Consider the following 16,989-nt stretch of genomic DNA (forward strand, 5'->3'; position numbering starts at 1 on the left):
CCCGCAAGCGGGGGAGGGCCAGGGAGGGGGCCTGCCAGACCTGTTACCCTCCACCCAAACACACCCGCGCTATAATGGCGCCCCGGGCCACACAACCCGGCAGGAGCAGCAACACCCCATGCCCACCCTCAAGGTCCTCATAACAACGGATGTGGAGATCTGGCCGGACGGCTGGGACCGCATGGGGCCCGAGGACTTCAAGGCGTCCTACCGCAAGTACATCCTGGGCGACACTCCCCGCGGGCAATACGGACTCCCCTTCCAGCTCAGGCTGCTGGACGAGCACGGCCTGCACGGCGTGTTCATGGTCGAGACCCTCTTCACCCACGGCTACGGCATCGAGCCGCTCCGTGACATCGTGGGCCTGATCCAGGAGCGCGGCCAGGAAGTGCAACTGCACCTGCACCCGGAATGGATCGACAAGTTCGACACCCCGATCCTGCCCCGGCTCAGGGGCTACTACATGCACCAGTACACCGACGAGGAGCAGCGCACGCTGCTCCGGATGGGGCTGAACAGTCTGCGCGAGGCCGGCGTGGACAACGTCAGCGCATTCCGCGCCGGCAGTTACGGCGCCGGACACAGCACCCTGGAAGCGCTGGCCGCCGTCGGGCTCCGCTACGACACCAGCCACAACCAGGTCTACCAGGGCGATGCCTGTCTCATCGACAATCCGCCCCACCTGAGCCAGCCCGCGAAGATCGGCGGCGTCTGGGAACTGCCGATCACCTGCTTTCGGGAACCCTCGGGCAGAATCCGCCCGCTGCAGATCCACGCCTGCTCCCTGGCCGAAATCCAGCGCACCCTGATCCACGCCCGCGAGCAGGGCTGGCACAACGTCGTGATCGTTCTGCACGGCTCGGAACTGCTGGGCGAGTCCAAGCGCAGGGTGGACCCCATCGCAGTGAGGCGCTACGAAGGCATGTGCCGATTCCTGGCCGATCACGCGGAGGATTTCGAGACCTGCGGTTTCGACCACCCGGAACTCCTGCCCGGGACCCCAGCCCATCCGCCCTACGCCACCCTGCCCCTGCACCTCGGCATCGCCCGGCGTGCCGAACAGACCATCCGGCGCATCTGGGCATGAGCGTTCCGGTCATGGAACAAACCGTCTGGCTCCCCATCCGCTTCGGCTACAAGACCCTGGCTGAGCCCAAACGCCGGATGCAGGTCCTGAAACTGCATTTCACGGAAATCCGCCCCGAACACGTCTCGGCACTGATCGACGAACATCCCGAAGAAGACTGCCTGATCCGCGCCCTGCCCATCGACGCCCCCCTGCCGCGCATCTCGCGCTTTCAGGGGCGGCTGCGCTTCGTCCAGCGCCAGTACCAGCGCCACTACATCGACCTCACTACCACCTGGGACGACTACCAGGCCCGGTTTTCGCCCAAGACCCTGCAAGGCATGCGACGCAAGCTGCGCAAGTTCGAACGCGAATCCGGCGGCACCATCGACTGGCGCACCTACCGCACCCCCGAAGAAATGGAAACCTTTTACCGGCTGGCGCGGGAGGTCTCATCCCGCACCTACCAGGAACGCCTCCTCGACGCCGGCCTGCCCACAGAGGAAACCTTCCGACAGCGCATGATTGAGCGCGCCGCCGAAGGCCGCGTTCACGGCTACCTCCTGTTCCTGCACGACGCTCCCATCGCCTATCTCTACTGCCCCGTCGACGACGGCATTCTCGAATACGCCTACCTGGGATACCTGCAGGAACACGCCACCCTGTCCCCAGGCACGGTGCTGCAATGGCTGGTGGTGGAAGCCCTGTACGGGGAAGGTGGTTACCGGATGTTTGATTTCAGTGCGGGAGAGGGGGCGCACAAGGCGATGTTTGGCAAGGATAGTCTCTGTTGTGCGGACGTCTTTCTTCTGCAGCCTACGGGAGCGAACAGACTTCTGGTATACGCCCAAGCTTTTGTGTCCACTACCTCAAGCTTTGCCAGTCGAGTGCTCAATCGGCTCCAACTCAAAGCACACGTCAAACGGCTGATTCGCCAAACGTAGAGAGCGCGTCGTCGGTCGCTCACGCCCTCAACCATGCCTTCAGCGTCTTCCTTGCGGTGGCAAACGCCAGATTGGGATTCGACAGCTTATGGGCGTAGTGGCGCATGAGTGCCCGCCGCTTGCCGACAGACTGCCGCGCCCGGCGAAGCCTTTCCTGATCACTCTCCCCGACGAACAAGGCTAGATGCTCGATAACGCGCTGCGGTTCAGACAACAGCTCTTTGTAGGAGATCTCGAAAGCCGGAATACCAAGAGTCGAAACGTGCCAAGCGGCCCGAGCGTCATAGGTCCTTGCCATCGATTCCGCTATCCCAAGATCGTAATCACAAAATGACCCGACTTCCCTGTGTGCCACGCTGCTGCGGGCAATAGCCTCTGGATCTCGAACCACACGCACGATCTTCAGGCACTCCGCAGGAAGCGCACCCCGTCGAAGCCAAGTCAGCAGAGTTGCGCAGAACCGAGGATCCTTGAGGCCAAAGCGGGGCGAATTCCGTGTCCAGTCTAAATCGACACCTGGGCGCCAGTCCGCCGATGCCGCATCCAGAATGACCTCCGGGCCAGAGGGGATCGCGATACTGTCGCTCGCACCCTCTATGAGGTGCGTGTTGGCCTCCACTACGTCCCTACGCTGGAAATACCCGCCGGGGTTATAGCGATCTGGCTCCAGCTGAAAGGCTTCATGAGGGCCGAAGTCCACGCCGAGGGCAGATAGCACCTGCGACGTCAAGGAGGTCCCTGAGCGAAACGGACCCATGACGACGAGACATGCCCCCGAAGATGTCATTTCCAGACTCCTTGGCGTCAACTGCGAAGAAAGGGCAACGGATCGGACAGGGCCTGATAGAGCCCCTTCAAATTATAGAGACCGATACTCCTCCATGCGACCGGATTCCATAACACCCGCCTGAGCAGGCAGCCATGCAGATGGTAGGCCCCATCGGTCGGCGCACGGCAATCCGGTGCTTCCTCCGCTGCCAGTCTGAAACCTGCCTCGACAAAGTTCAGCCCTCGCCAGAGGGATGCCTGCAGCGTGTACCAGAACCGCGGGTTGCACTCCAGCACCGAGACCCCGTCGCTGCGCTCATCGATACGGATATCGATGTTTGCGACACCCGTGTAACCGACTGCGGCCACAATGCGCTCCGCCACCTCCAACGCCGGCGGATGATCCACGAACCGCAGGGTACAACCGGCCTCTCGCGCCTGTACTACGTGACAGACCACGCGACCATCCAAGGCAAGGACACTCACATCCGCGTCGGTCCCGGGCGCGAAAGCCTGAAGGATTAGAGGTAGCCCGGCGTAGCGGGTGCCCGAACGAAGGTGGGAATACAGCGCCCCGGGGTCGCGCATCAGCACGATTCCGTGCCCCGACTCCCCGAAAAGCGGCTTCACGATCAGCGGATAGCCGATCGACTCGGCGGCCGCCTCCCACTGGTCGAGCGACTCCAGCAGCACCGCACGCGGACAGGGGATCCCGTGCCCCACCATGAACTGCTGGAAACGCCACTTATCGTCCAGGAGATCCAGGACGTTCATGGCGCTGGTGGGAAACACGCGAATTCCCCTCAACCGATCCCGCACGGAGTGGAGGACACCCGTCGATGAAATATCCCCCCCGACCACCCCCTCGATCCCGCGCTGCCTGATATAGGTGTCGAGCACCTCCGCGAAAGCGTCCTGCGAGCCCGTCTGCTCCGCTGACGGCATGGGAATTCGTACATAACCACGCCGGTATCGGGAGTGACGCGCGGGACTTGGCGCGCCAATGTCGATCAAATCGGTGGCAATGCCGAGTCGCTGCAGGCAATAGAGCACCTTGAGGGAAATCGGCGGGCCGCTGGAGAGCAGCGCGACACGGCGCGGGAGAGGGGATTTCGTCATTGGAGGCGAAAGGGAATGCGAAGCTCGATGCGCTTACCGAAGGGGCATACCTCGATATAGGCGCCCACCAGTCTCATGCCCGCCCGCCTGCTTACGCGAATGGAGTTGGTGTGGCTATGCCAAATTCGGGCATACACCTTCCGAAAGCCGCGCTCCCCGAGCTCCGCCAGTACATATCGCTTGAGCAGCGACGCGTAACCCCTGCCGCGATACGCACTGATGGTATGCAGGTTATGGGTCTTGACCGCCCCGTCCGGAATGCGCCAGGAACGCCCTTGGCGTTCACGCATATAGCGCTCCCCCCACCACACACCCTGCAAAGAAGCAAGTTCCCCGTTGACAAATAGTCCAAAACCCAGCGCCTCGTCACCCCAATAGTCCTCACCGTATATCCGTTCGTCCGACACTAGTGCCGCCAGATCTTCCGGACTCACCTCCCTGATCGCAACACCGGCCGGCAATTCCGGATAGGGATAGGGCAAGTCCACCGAATAGACCTTCCAGTACTGATAATCACCCAGGCTCGTATGAAGAAACCACTTCAGGACTCCTCGACTCATCTTTGCCCAACCCATACGGCTGACACGCTCGCACTCCGACGGACTACGCATCGCTCGATCCCGTCAGATCAACCATCCGTCCACACGTCAACTAGATTTGATCCCCGAGATGCCGCCTTCGAACACGCGATGACACCGCACGTAGTCGTTCACACTCCTGCTCCAAGGCATGCCAGAAGCGCTCCGTGGACGGTCCAATCCCAGAGTTCTGGAATCTCTCATTCACTTCAATAAGCACTGGCCCACTGTCGGTGATGGCCACATCCCAGCCCGCAGTGCGAATCGGCAGGAAAGACGTTGCAGCAACCTTGACGAGCGCGATCACTTCCGGCCAGTAAGGGATGCCAAAGCCCTTCAAACTCCTTCCGGAGACTGGATGCTCATTAATCCATTGATACCCCACTCCGTCATGGTTCGCCCGCCATGCCTGCCACAAGACCCCGGAAGTGAGATCTGGAGTGGCCACAATATTTCCCGACTTCCTACCGGTTGCGTAATCGCTAATGTTATCGGTGACCGAATCTCCACAGATGACCCGGAAGTAGGCGTCCATGATCTCCGGTACGCTGTTGTCGTTCATCAGCGTAAAGATTCGCACACTGGAGATCGACGAGGAACCGGTAAGTTCACGTACCCTGTCGTGCGCAGACAGGCACTCCTGAACAAGCCAATCCTCCGAATCCTGCTCCAACGCTTTCAACACCGGAAGGAGGCTAGCCTCGTTACTCGACAATCGCCTTATATCCCTACCCTGTTTGCCAGTGCGAGGTTTCACAATGAGATGATCGGGTAGGTCGCCATTCACGAATCCGCCCCACTGCCCCTCATTCACAAGTACCTTCCCACTCGTTGTTCTGGACCCCAGCGGACTCACGAGAGCATACAGGTTGGGCACGGGCAATCCATAGTCCCTGCAGTAGCTGTGAAAGGCGAGCTTGTCCCTGCAGATAGCAGTTTCCGGCGAATTTATCATCCCCTGAAATCCATGCAAGCGCTCATCACTGAATTGCCTTCGGCGCGCCGAAATCGGCACCGACGGATCCACAAGGCCATACATGAGTGACTCCCTTGGCAGGAACCTGTCCCGCGCATATAACTCGGCAATTCTCCATAAGACTCGCGGAATGCTCACCCCGTATCGATCCGACGCGACTCGGACGCGATGTCGCACATCCGCGACAACCAGATGCCTTAGAAAATGTCGAACACGATAGGCGATCGAATGGACAAGACTGAAAATACGTCGCATATCCCCTTTCCCTGCAACTCGTGTAATGGACATCACAACTAACTACGGAGCACCCGCACTCAGGGGTTATTCGGCTGCCTATCTCCATGCGCTCCTTATGGCTATAACAGATCCAACTATGCTCACCAGTTGCATTCTGCGCGCCTGTGTCTGAGAAGTGGTGCCACTCGGCTGATTATGCACGTGCCACCCAGCTGGGGAACTACAATTTGGGTGCTCCCGAGACCTCCGGCACCTGGCCTTGCCCAGGTACAATGCCATGTGTCCTCGCAATCTGTGCGAGCTGGGAAGCGACAATAGCAGTTGCTGGCAAATTGGGAGAGGGGGCTGCACTGCCATGAAAACCCTATACGACACACTTCGCTGGCGAGCGGAGATCGGTCGCCAGTACCTACTCGCTTACTGGTATCGGCACCGACTTCGCGGAACGCGATTCGTCGGAATCACTGGCAGCGTCGGAAAAACGACCACAAAGGACCTTACACGGCTGGTCCTGTCAAAGTTCGCATCCACTTCGGGCACTACCCGAACAGCGAACACCGTTGACCTCATCCCTAGGATAGTACTAGATACTCGCAAGAGTGATGCATACTGCGTAATTGAATTATCCGCGTCCAGACCCAATGCGCTCTTTCTGCCATTATGGCTCGTTAAGCCCAGCATTGGCGTCGTGACCTGTATAGGGCGCGATCACTACAGCGCCTTCCGAAGCCTAGAGGCGATCGCAGAGGAAAAGGGCAGGCTGATTCGCGCACTCCCATCGGATGGGGTCGCCGTCCTCAACATCGATGATCCTCACGTGAGGGCCATTGGCGAAAAATGCAGATGTCCGATTATCTGGGTCGGCCAGCATGACGCCGCGACGATCCGGTTGCTTCACTCCACCTCTGATTGGCCCAATCCCCTGACCATTGAAATCGAGCATGACCACCGGCAATACTCGATCACTACCGGGCTTCATGGGAAGCACTTCACGCTTTCCGTACTGTCCGCATTGGGCGTTGCGCTCGCTGTAGGGGTGCCAATCGAAAGTGCCATCAACGCCCTGCGTTTTGCGACACCATCAGAAGCTCGCATGGAAGTTATCGAAGCCGGCGATGGAGTAACGGTCATCCGAGACGACTGGAAAGCCACCCACTGGGCACTCGATGCACCATTCGAGTTCATGCGTGGCGCAAACGCTGATCGCAAGATCATGATAATCGGCACCTTGTCGGACTCTCACCTGGGGCCGGGTCGGCTTTACCCGAGGGTCGCACGGCACGCGCTAAGTATAGCTGACCTAGTACTGTTCACCGGTAGCCGCGCGATGTACGCGGCGAAAGCAGAAAACAACGAGAACACCGATCGCCTTTTTGCCATTCCGGACATACAGCAAGCCGCACGATTCATCCAGACCCGACTCACTTACGGCGATCTGGTTTTGCTCAAGGGCACAAACAAGTCTGACCACTTGATACGCCTGATTATGAATCGCGAAAAGCCGGTCACCTGCTGGAAGAATGACTGTCGCCGCACCACCTTTTGTTACAGATGTCCAGAGGTGTACTCTTCACCCACCGACCAATCCATGCTGGAACAATCCCGGTCGTCCGCTCCAAGCCCGATGTTTTCCAGATACCTTGAAAGCGAGGGAAATCGCGACTCGCGATCAATTACCAGCGGACTGGCAAGTCGCATACAAAATTCCGGCCGGCTCCTTCGAAATATCCGCAACCACCCGGCTTACCAAGCAGTACTCTGGAAGGTCCGGATAATTTTTGTTTATGCACGGGCATGGGTTCATCGTCTAACATTGCATCACACCGAATTCATCGGTATTACAGGTAGCGCCGCCAAGACATTAACGAAGGATCTGACAGACCTCCTCCTTTCGTCTGTCCATCAAGTGTCCGGCACACGGGAATCACAAAACGTGCCTATCGCAGTGGCACGAACAGTACTCAACGCCCATAGGAGCGACCAGTACTGCATCGTCGAAATTGGGGCATACAAACCCAATGCGTTTGACCAACCACTTCGCCTGATCAATCCGACAATTGGGGCAGTGACCATCATCGGAAAGGATCACTATCGGGCGTTCAAGTGCATCGAGGCCATCGCGGAAGAGAAAGGGAAGCTCATTTCCGCGCTTCCCAAAAACGGATTTGCCGTCCTAAACATCGACGATCCTCACGTGAAGAAGATGGCCGCGAAATGCAGGTGTCCTATCATTTGGGTCGGGCGCTCCAAGGACGCCACCATCCGACTGCTGGGTGCCCATTCGTGCTGGCCGGACACTCTAATGCTCAGGGTGGAACATGATGGACATGAGTACCAAATCCATACGCAGTTGCACGGGACTCATCTTGCACTTCCTATACTAACTGCGCTTGGCATCTCCTTAGCCGCGGGTGTCCCGCTCGACCAGGCGATTCCGATGCTACGGAGAGCAACGCCCACAGAAGGGCGAATGGAGATCGTGACCAGCCAGGACGGTGTCGTCTTCCTGCGTGACGACAAGAAGGCGCCGGCGTGGTCTCTGGAGCATCCCCTCGAGTTTCTACGCCAAGCTGATTCATCCCGCAAAGTAGCGATTATAGGCACTATATCCGACTTTAACACCAAGGACGGTCCAGCCTACCGGAGGTTCGCCAGGGAGATCCGTGAGTACGCCGACTTGGTCGTGTTCGTAGGGCCAAACGCACATCGCGCCCTACGGGCACGAACCGGCGAGGACGACGACTCTCTTCAGGGCTTTTCCAGCACACGTGAGGCTGCCGACTATTTGCGGGACGAGCTAAAGGTCGGCGATCTGGTTTTGGTCAAGGGCTCCAATAGGGCGGATCATCTCGTGCGATTGATAATGGACCGCGACCGCGCCGTCCAATGCTGGCGCCACGACTGCCGCTTGGACATCTTCTGCACAGCATGCGACAAGGCATATCAGGCAACTCGGGTGGAGCGAGGGTCTCCCTCAGACCCCACAAGTCACTCGGATAAACAGATGATCGCTCCATCACATGCATTGCAGTTCGAATCAGCGCCCGTAGATCCCCCGCTTGTCATTATCGGGCTCGGCAACCCGGATTCCCGATACGACGACACACCGCATAATATCGGCCACAAGGCTCTGGATGTAATTGCCGCATCGCAAGTAGGCGCCTGGAATGAGACTGAATACGGGTGGGTATACCAGGCTCAGCTCGACGGCTTTCCGGTACACCTTTTCAAACCCGCGGCAAACATGAACGTCACGGGACCCAAGATCCTTAAGTATCTTGAAACCGTTGGCGGCGATGCCGCCTCCTGCCTGATCATCCACGACGACATGGACCTTCCCATGGGCAAAGTCCGGTTCAAGCGCGATGGAGGCGACGCCGGGCACCGCGGTGTCCGATCAGTCATCTCGGCACTCGGCACGGACCGGTTTGCGCGGATTCGCATCGGGATCAGGCGCTCCGGCGATGCGGCCAAGGCACGCCAACGCGTACTGGAAAAGTTCACGCTCGATGAAGTGGCCAACCTTACCGATACGCTGGCCACTGCTGTCGCACTGGTTGGGAAGCATGTCCGAGAAGCGGCCGAACGATAGACGCAACCGGCTACTGCTCTTCCCCCGCCCGGACATCAAGTTCCAACTCTGGGCACGCGGCATCGAGTCCGTATCCGAGCGGCACAAGGCACTTCCAACGTGGCGGCCATGGTTCGCCTTCGTGCACTTCATCCGGTATCGGCGCAGGGGATATCGGATCGATGCCTTCGTCGTACGCTACCTGAATGACCCCGGCAGCCTGGCCGGGGCATCGATCCGCCTCATCGGCGACGCCCTGTCCGTCTTCGCCGCCCGGCTCCTGCGGATACCCGTGTTCTGGGTCATCCACAACCTGGACAGGGAAACGCGCGACCGGCGTCCTTGGATCATCCGAATCCGCCGCCACCTGGTCAGGCGCAGCGCATGTGCCTTCTTCGTCACAGAAGAGTCGCTCGTTGACCATGCCCGTCGCATACATCGGATCGAGGGTCCGATCCGTGTCACGCCCCTGGGGCGACCGGGACCTGCCCTCCTTCGGCCGGAGCAGGACTCCGAATCCTGGTCCCGGTTTCAGTCCCGAGCGGATGCATGGCTCGAAGGTGGGCCCGGCGATGGCCCCTGCCTCCTGGTGGTCGGAACACCGGAAAACAAGTACAGCCACTTCTGGCGCCTCGGGGAATTGCTGGATTACGCCCGGAAGAAAGGGATTCCGCTGCGGGCCGTCGTGATTGCGCCCCTGAACGAGGCTTATGGGCGCGAACTCCGTGAGGCACTGTCGGATCATGAAAGGAGTGGAGCGGTGCTCTTCAGCGAGAAGTTCGTGGAAACGGACTGGCCCTGGGCGGCCGAGCATTGCATCGCCCTGCTTCGCGGCTACACGGACCTCTCCATGTCCCACGCCATCTACCACGCCGTTTCCGTAGGCATGCCGGTGCTTGCCATGCGTGGGGGTATCGTGCCAGAGGTGGTGCTGCAGGAAGGTATCGGGGTGGTGCTGGACGAGGATTTCGGTAATCTGAACACCGCACTGGAACAGCTTCGTCCACTTGGTCCAGAAAGGTCGAGTGCATTCCTGGAGAAGCGGACCGCCAGGCGCGCCGCCCGGGCCCTTCTTGACGCCGTGGAGACGCATTCCAGTGAAAACGTTGAACGATAGGCGGATCGACGCGGCCCACCCACGCCCCGGCCCACGTTGCATTGCGCCCGCGGCGGGAAGTCACTGCGTCGGCAGCATTCCTTGTTGCCAGAGTCCGCAGGCTGCATAATCCGCATCGTGGATGCAGACAAGGGAAATGGTCATAAAGTGACTGATAATCAAACAGCTATGGACCGTCTGACAGGTGCCGCCTATGCATGACATGGGCTCCGGCGCCCAGGGCAACGAGTCCGTCTTCGCCGTCTCGCTCGACCGCTACCTGAGGGACAACCAACACTTGGGCCTGCTGCGCATGACCGTATGCGACCCCGTGGATGAGGGTGTCCACACCCTTATCGGCCGGCGACTGGTGGACTCAGACCCGGCCGGATCAATCGCCGGGCATGGCCCATCGGGCTGCGGGACGCTCGCGCCTGCCCCAGTGCTCGTGCATGTCCGATCCGGGCCGGGATCGCAGGCGACTTCCAGATCATTCCTGGCGCAACCGGCGAGCACCGACCCCGGCGCACTTTGCAGCCTGATCATCGATGCATCCGACAACGATGTGGCTCTTCTTTTGGTGAGCGCCCGCTCCGGGGTCACGACAGAGGTGCGCAGGCACGTCTGCCTGATATCCCATGCCGGATTCCGACACGTGATTGTGGTGGTCACCGACACGGAACAGATGCCGGACCCTAGGGAGGCCTTCGATCGGGTCACCGAGGCGGTCCGTTCGTTCGCTGACCGGGTGGAAATCGACAAGCTCACAGCGCTTCCCGCCGCATTGTCGAGCGGGGAGAACATCGTCAGCGCGGCTGCCGCCATGCCCTGGTATCAGGGTCCCACGCTGACGGATTGCCTGACCGCCATCGAACCGGAGGTCAGCCGGCAGCGCAACGCTCACTTCCGCCTCATGGTGCTTCAGGTCGAAGAGCGCGGCGGGCATCAGGCCTGTTCCGGCCTCGTTGCGAGCGGCACCGTCCGACCGGGCGACCGGGTGCGGATCCAGCCCATGGGGCGGGAAAGCCGGGTGACCGGCATCAGTGCAGCGTCGAAGAAGCTGGACGAGGCTGTGGCCGGACAGTCTGTCACGCTGACTGTGGAGAACGCTGCCGGGATCGGCCCCGGCGCCGTGATTTCCACCATCAATGCCCCCGCCGAGGTGGCCGACCAGTTCGAGGCCAGGATCATCTGGCTGCACGAGCAACCCCTGTATCCGGGGCGGAAGTACCTGATGAGGATCGGCGCCAGCACCGTCGACGCCGTGGTCACCGACATCAAGTACGAGATCAATGTCGATAACCTCGACCATCTGGCAGCCAACAAGCTGGAACTCAGCGGCATCGGGGTCTGCAACCTGGCCCTGGATCGTCCCGTCCCCTTTGCTCCTTATGGGGACAACCGCGACCTGGGTGGTTTCCTGCTCATCGACCGGCTGAGCGGCGACACGATGGGTGTCGGAATGCTCAACTTCGCCTTGCGCCGCGCCCACAACATCCATCTGCAACACGTCGATATCGACAAACAGGCACGCGTAGCCCAGAAGGGGCACCGTCCCTGCGTCCTGTGGTTCACCGGCTTGTCGGGATCCGGGAAATCGACGGTGGCGAACCTCGTTGAACGCAGGCTCCACGCCCTTGGCGCCCATACCTATCTGCTGGACGGCGACAACGTACGCCACGGCCTGAACAGGGACCTGGGTTTCACCGATGCGGACCGTGTTGAGAACATCCGGCGTGTCGCGGAAGTGAGCAAACTCATGGTCGATGCAGGTCTGGTCGTGATCACCGCTTTCATCTCTCCCTTCCGCGCCGAGCGGCGCATGGCCCGCCAGCTCCTCCTGGAAGGGGAGTTCTTCGAGATCTTCACCGACACGCCCCTGGAAGTCGCCGAGCAGCGCGATCCCAAGGGTCTGTACAAAAAGGCGCGCCGCGGAGATCTGAAGAACTTTACGGGTATCGACTCGCCCTATGAACGCCCCGAAGCGCCTGAGATCCGGCTCGACACTGGCGCCTTGGACCCGGAGTCGGCCGCGGACAGAGTGATCCGGCACCTCATGGAGAACGGCATTCTCGCCGTCGAGGATCGGGTTGCTCGCTCCCGATGAACCCCTGTGGCCACATGCCCCGCAAGGCGCTGCGAGTGGACATGATTGCCTGCTCCCAAATCATGTTGCCGGTGTCCCGGTCTGGGCGACGTGTTCCAATTGCGATGATGAATGATCCATCAAGGATGTCTGAATGACAGGTTCAAGACCCCGCAAGGTCCTGTGCGTGGTGGGCGCGCGACCCAACTTCATGAAGATCGCACCCGTCATGCGGGCATTGTCTGCACAGGGAATCGATGCCTCCCTCGTTCATACGGGCCAGCATTATGACGCGGGCATGAACGAGCGCTTCTTCGAGGACTTGCGCATCCCGCATCCCGAGATGAACCTGGAGGTGGGTTCCTCCTCCCATGCCGTGCAGACCGCCGAGGTCATGCGCCGCTTCGAGCCGGTCCTGGACGAATTCAGGCCGGCGACCATCCTGGTGGTCGGAGACGTGAACTCCACCATTGCCTGTGCCCTCGTGGCGGCAAAGAAGGGGGTCGGCGTCATTCACGTGGAGGCCGGCCTGCGCAGTTTCGACCGGTCCATGCCCGAGGAAATCAACCGGGTGCTGACGGACCAGATCTCGGATCTGCTCTTCACAACCGAACGCCATGCGCTCGAGAACCTGGTACGAGAGGGCATCAGTGCCGACCGCGTCCACTTCGTCGGCAACGTCATGATCGATACCCTGCTGGACAACCTGGACCGCGCCCTTCCCTGGCGGGAGTTCCTGAAGGCCTCAGGCGTGGACACGCATATGTTCGAGGCGGACTCGGGGTTCGGCGCCGTCACACTGCACCGTCCATCCAACGTGGACACCCCCCATACCCTGGCAGCCCTCGTCGAGACCCTCAACGAGATCTCCCAGGACCTCCCGCTGGTCTTCCCCGTGCATCCACGCACATCGAGCCGGCTCGAAGCCTTCGACCTCGTGAAGAAACTGGATCGGTCGCGCATCGCGCTGATCCCGCCTGCGGGATACCTGGAGATGCTGGGGCTGATGCGCGATGCCCGGGTCGTGCTGACGGATTCCGGCGGCATGCAGGAGGAGACCACGGCACTCGGTGTGCCGTGCATCACCCTGCGAGAGAATACCGAGCGCCCGATCACCATCAGCGAAGGCACCAATGTTCTGGTGGGCAATGACCCGCAAAAGATCCTCAACGCGTTCAGGGACGTGATGTCCACCGGCGGCAAGCGGGGGCGCATCCCGGAATACTGGGACGGCAAGGCGGCAGAGCGCATCGCCGCCGTGATCGGGAAGTGGCTGGCGGACCGGGGGTAAAGCCGTTTGCCCGAGCCCCCCGAATGGAACGGCGCGCAATCTGAGGACTGCTCGCAAACCAGGCCTCCACGTGCAACACCGCTCGATCCCTTCCGATGTCAACCGCCCGTTCGGCCCGGGGGCGGGCCTCCTACACTCCCCGGGGTTTCATTCCACCTTCACCCTTCAACCTTCATCCTTCCAAGAAGGGAGCGGCGACCCCGCCGCGAACGCCCATGCCAAATCAGTCTCCGCATTCGGCCCGAGGGCGGGCCTCCTGCAAACATGATCGACCCACCCACTGATTCCCTTTAACATAGCTCCACGAAACGACAGGGAACAAAGCGCACCGGGGACCCTCATGCTGCTGCACACCCTGATCGAACGTTCCGCGCACAGAGCGCCGGACAACGTATCGATCATCCACAAGTCCGACACCCTCTCCTACGCCGAGCTATGGCAATCCCTCCAGCAGGTGAGAAACGGGCTCCTGCAGTCCGGCCTGCTTCGCCAGGAACGGGTGGCCGTCTATCTGGACAAGCGCCCCGAGACCCTCCAGGCGCTGTTCGGCGCCTCGCTGGCCGGCGGCGTGTTTGTGCCGGTCAACCCCCTGCTCAAGGCCGAACAGGTGGCCTATATCCTCCAGGACTGCAACGTGCGCATCCTGGTGACCTCCCCGGACCGGCTTGCCGCCCTGCGTGACAGCCTGGATCTGTGCCCGGATCTGCACACGGTCCTGCTGGTGGGCGAACACCGGGCGGAGGTGGACCACGGTCATTTCCGGATGCTCAACTGGACCGATGTGCTGGACGCGGAGCCCGTGCCACACCATCGCACCATCGACACCGACATGGCGGCGATTCTCTACACCTCCGGCAGCACCGGCCGGCCGAAGGGGGTGGTCCTTTCGCACCGCAACATGGTGGCGGGGGCGGAGAGTGTCGCCGAGTACCTTCAGAACCGGCCGGAGGACCGAATCCTTTCGGTCCTGCCGCTGAGTTTCGATTACGGCCTGAGCCAGTTCACGACGGCCTTCTCCCGGGGCGCGAGCGTGGCGCTGCTCAACTACCTATTGCCCCGGGACGTGATCAAGGCCGTGGCGAAACACGGGATCACGGGTCTCGCCGCCGTCCCGCCGCTCTGGATCCAGCTCGCGCAACTGGACTGGCCCGAGGAGGCCCGCCAAACCCTGCGCTATGTGACCAACTCCGGCGGCGCCATGCCGCGCAAGACCCTGGACGCCCTGCGAGAGCGCCTTCCCGACACTCGTTTCTATCTCATGTACGGGTTGACCGAGGCCTTCCGTTCCACGTACCTCCCCCCCGAGGAGGTGGACCGGCGCCCGGACTCCATGGGCAAGGCCATCCCCAATGCGGAGATCCTGGTGGTGCGCGAGGACGGCAGCCGTTGCGCCCCGGGTGAGCCGGGGGAACTGGTGCACCGCGGCGCCCTGGTCTCCATGGGCTACTGGAACGACACCGAGCGCACCGCGGAGCGCTTCCGCCCCGCCCCGGGACAGCCCGCGGGCATTCCCATCCCCGAGATGGCCGTCTGGTCCGGCGACACGGTGCGCTCGGACGAAGACGGATTTCTCTACTTCATCGGCCGCCGCGACGAGATGATCAAGACCTCCGGCTACCGGGTCAGCCCCAACGAGGTGGAGGAAGTGGTCTACGGTACGGGGCTGGTTGCCGAGGTGGCGGCGCTCGGACCCCCGCATCCGGTGCTGGGCCAGGGGATCGTGCTCGTGGTCCTGCCGCGGGAGGCCGGGCTCACGGCACAGACACTGGTCGACGCCCTGCGCCCGAACCTGCCGGCCTACATGATGCCGGCCCACGTGGAGATCCGGGCCGAGCCCCTGCCCCGCAACGCCAACGGCAAGATCGACCGCAAGCACCTTGCGACTGATTTCACCGACATCTTTTCCACGGAGAACGAAGCCACGTGAGTGACACCCGCCCCGGACACGCCCCCATGGACCAGTTCACGGTGGTGGACGACTGCCTGCAGGTGGGCGGCATCCCGCTGACCCGGCTGGCGGCGCGTGTCGGCCAGACACCTTTCTACGCCTACGACCGGCAGGTGATGACCCGGCGCGTGGAGAGCCTGCACGCGGCGCTGCCCGAGGGGATCTCCGTGCATTACGCGGTGAAGGCCAATCCCATGCCAGCCGTGGTGACCCACATGGCCGGGCTCGTGGACGGGCTCGATGTGGCGTCGGGGCGGGAACTGCGGGTTGCCCTGGACGCCGGAATGCCGGCCGCCGAGATCAGCTTTGCAGGGCCCGGGAAATCGATTCTCGAGCTTGAGATGGCCATGGCCGCAGGTATCACCCTCAACCTCGAATCGGAGACCGAACTGGAACGCGTGGCTGCCATCGCGGAGAAGACCGGCGAGACGGCCCACGTGGCCGTGCGGGTCAATCCCGACTTCGAGCTCAAGACCTCCGGCATGAAGATGAGCGGAGGCCCCAAGGCCTTTGGCGTGGACGCTGAGCGCGTGCCCGCGCTGCTGGCGCGCATTGGCGAGCTGGGTCTGCATTTCCGGGGCTTTCACATCTTCTCGGGCTCGCAGAACCTGCGCGCCGAGGCGCTGATCGAGGCCCAGGGGCAGACATTCGATCTCGCCCTGCGCCTGGCCGAATCCGCGCCCGGTCCCGTTGAGATGCTCAACATCGGCGGCGGCTTCGGTATCCCCTACTTCCCTGGCGACCGGCCGCTGGATCTTGGTCCCATCGCCGAACACCTGGAGAGCCGTCTTCCCGAGGTACGCGACCGTCTGCCCGAGGCGGAAGTGATTCTGGAACTGGGTCGCTATCTGGTAGGTGAGGCGGGTGTCTACGTGGCCGAGGTCATCGACCGCAAGGAATCCCGCGGCCAGACGTTCCTGATCACCAACGGCGGGCTGCATCATCATCTCGCCGCCTCCGGGAACTTCGGCCAAGTGATCCGCAAGAACTATCCCGTGGTGGTAGGCAACCGGGTGCAGGGCACCGAACGCGAGGTGGTCAATGTGGTCGGCCCGCTTTGCACGCCTCTGGACGTTCTCGCCCAGCAGATGGAGCTGGCCCGGGCGGAGATCGGGGACCTGATTGTGGTGTTTCAGTCGGGGGCCTATGGGTACACCGCGAGCCCCACGCGGTTTCTGAGTCATCCGGAGCCGGTGGAGGTGCTGGTCTAACCGCGAAGGACATGAAGAAAGGCATTACTCTCGCGAAGGCGCGAAGCTCGCGAAGAACCCTTTGGAATCCCCTCCCCCGCTTGCGGGGGAGGGCTGGG

12 protein-coding genes are annotated in these 16,989 nt (G+C 61.6%); 8 read left to right on the plus strand and 4 right to left on the minus strand.

Going from position 1 to position 16,989, the window contains the following annotated elements:
• Positions 1 to 118: 118 nt before the first annotated feature.
• Positions 119 to 1,087: a polysaccharide deacetylase family protein gene (locus B1C78_RS07710; RefSeq protein WP_077278583.1), complete on the plus strand. Its 969-nt coding sequence runs from the start codon at positions 119 to 121 to the stop codon at positions 1,085 to 1,087.
• Positions 1,088 to 1,098: 11 nt separating this feature from the next.
• Entirely contained in the window at positions 1,099 to 2,010 is a 912-nt protein-coding gene (locus tag B1C78_RS07715) for a GNAT family N-acetyltransferase (protein ID WP_245795355.1), read from the plus strand.
• Between the two features lie 19 nt (positions 2,011 to 2,029).
• Here the strand turns inward: B1C78_RS07715 and B1C78_RS07720 are convergent, their stop codons facing one another.
• The 4 genes from B1C78_RS07720 to B1C78_RS07735 form a co-directional block, all read right to left on the minus strand.
• Positions 2,030 to 2,797, minus strand: coding sequence for a sulfotransferase (locus B1C78_RS07720; protein WP_077278585.1), 768 nt, complete (start codon positions 2,795 to 2,797; stop codon positions 2,030 to 2,032).
• Positions 2,798 to 2,814: 17 nt separating this feature from the next.
• Positions 2,815 to 3,897 (minus strand): ATP-grasp domain-containing protein, encoded by a 1,083-nt coding sequence (locus B1C78_RS07725; RefSeq protein ID WP_077278586.1) that lies wholly within the window; start codon positions 3,895 to 3,897, stop codon positions 2,815 to 2,817.
• Positions 3,894 to 4,457 carry a GNAT family N-acetyltransferase gene (locus B1C78_RS07730; protein ID WP_245795356.1) on the minus strand — a complete coding sequence of 188 codons (564 nt, stop codon included), beginning with the start codon at positions 4,455 to 4,457 and terminating at the stop codon, positions 3,894 to 3,896. The genes B1C78_RS07725 and B1C78_RS07730 overlap by 4 nt, the downstream gene beginning before the upstream one ends.
• Before the next feature lie 91 nt (positions 4,458 to 4,548).
• Positions 4,549 to 5,739, minus strand: coding sequence for a sugar-transfer associated ATP-grasp domain-containing protein (locus B1C78_RS07735; protein WP_077278587.1), 1,191 nt, complete (start codon positions 5,737 to 5,739; stop codon positions 4,549 to 4,551).
• 304 nt (positions 5,740 to 6,043) lie between these two features.
• Between B1C78_RS07735 and pth the strand changes: the two genes are divergently transcribed.
• The 6 genes from pth (at position 6,044) to B1C78_RS07765 (ending at position 16,891) form a co-directional block, all read left to right on the plus strand.
• Positions 6,044 to 9,280 (plus strand): aminoacyl-tRNA hydrolase, encoded by a 3,237-nt coding sequence (pth, locus tag B1C78_RS07740; RefSeq protein ID WP_175628256.1) that lies wholly within the window; start codon positions 6,044 to 6,046, stop codon positions 9,278 to 9,280.
• Positions 9,255 to 10,376, plus strand: a complete 1,122-nt coding sequence (locus tag B1C78_RS07745) for a hypothetical protein (RefSeq protein WP_245795357.1) — start codon at positions 9,255 to 9,257, stop codon at positions 10,374 to 10,376. The genes pth and B1C78_RS07745 overlap by 26 nt, the downstream gene beginning before the upstream one ends.
• Before the next feature lie 193 nt (positions 10,377 to 10,569).
• Complete coding sequence (gene cysC / locus B1C78_RS07750) at positions 10,570 to 12,462, plus strand: adenylyl-sulfate kinase (RefSeq protein ID WP_245795358.1); 1,893 nt, start codon at positions 10,570 to 10,572, stop codon at positions 12,460 to 12,462.
• A gap of 133 nt (positions 12,463 to 12,595) precedes the next feature.
• Complete coding sequence (gene wecB, locus B1C78_RS07755; protein WP_077278589.1) at positions 12,596 to 13,732, plus strand: non-hydrolyzing UDP-N-acetylglucosamine 2-epimerase; 1,137 nt, start codon at positions 12,596 to 12,598, stop codon at positions 13,730 to 13,732.
• Between the two features lie 340 nt (positions 13,733 to 14,072).
• Positions 14,073 to 15,659: an acyl-CoA ligase (AMP-forming), exosortase A system-associated gene (locus B1C78_RS07760; protein WP_077278590.1), complete on the plus strand. Its 1,587-nt coding sequence runs from the start codon at positions 14,073 to 14,075 to the stop codon at positions 15,657 to 15,659.
• Positions 15,656 to 16,891, plus strand: a complete 1,236-nt coding sequence (locus B1C78_RS07765) for a pyridoxal-dependent decarboxylase, exosortase A system-associated (RefSeq protein ID WP_077278591.1) — start codon at positions 15,656 to 15,658, stop codon at positions 16,889 to 16,891. Before B1C78_RS07760 ends, B1C78_RS07765 begins: the two co-directional genes overlap by 4 nt.
• Positions 16,892 to 16,989 lie beyond the last annotated feature (98 nt).

The organism is Thioalkalivibrio denitrificans (assembly GCF_002000365.1).
In the GTDB taxonomy this organism is placed as follows: domain Bacteria; phylum Pseudomonadota; class Gammaproteobacteria; order Ectothiorhodospirales; family Ectothiorhodospiraceae; genus Thioalkalivibrio_A; species Thioalkalivibrio_A denitrificans.

Excerpts from the sequence above, each read along its gene's own strand:
- B1C78_RS07720 (WP_077278585.1), bottom strand. The coding sequence starts at position 2,797 with ATGACATCTTCGGGGGCATGTCTCGTCGTCATGGGTCCGTTTCGCTCA.
- B1C78_RS07760 (WP_077278590.1), top strand. The coding sequence starts at position 14,073 with ATGCTGCTGCACACCCTGATCGAACGTTCCGCGCACAGAGCGCCGGAC.
- wecB (WP_077278589.1), top strand. The coding sequence starts at position 12,596 with ATGACAGGTTCAAGACCCCGCAAGGTCCTGTGCGTGGTGGGCGCGCGA.
- B1C78_RS07710 (WP_077278583.1), top strand. The coding sequence starts at position 119 with ATGCCCACCCTCAAGGTCCTCATAACAACGGATGTGGAGATCTGGCCG.
- pth (WP_175628256.1), top strand. The coding sequence starts at position 6,044 with ATGAAAACCCTATACGACACACTTCGCTGGCGAGCGGAGATCGGTCGC.
- cysC (WP_245795358.1), top strand. The coding sequence starts at position 10,570 with ATGCATGACATGGGCTCCGGCGCCCAGGGCAACGAGTCCGTCTTCGCC.
- B1C78_RS07745 (WP_245795357.1), top strand. The coding sequence starts at position 9,255 with ATGTCCGAGAAGCGGCCGAACGATAGACGCAACCGGCTACTGCTCTTC.
- B1C78_RS07725 (WP_077278586.1), bottom strand. The coding sequence starts at position 3,897 with ATGACGAAATCCCCTCTCCCGCGCCGTGTCGCGCTGCTCTCCAGCGGC.
- B1C78_RS07735 (WP_077278587.1), bottom strand. The coding sequence starts at position 5,739 with ATGTCCATTACACGAGTTGCAGGGAAAGGGGATATGCGACGTATTTTC.
- B1C78_RS07715 (WP_245795355.1), top strand. The coding sequence starts at position 1,099 with ATGGAACAAACCGTCTGGCTCCCCATCCGCTTCGGCTACAAGACCCTG.
- B1C78_RS07730 (WP_245795356.1), bottom strand. The coding sequence starts at position 4,457 with ATGAGTCGAGGAGTCCTGAAGTGGTTTCTTCATACGAGCCTGGGTGAT.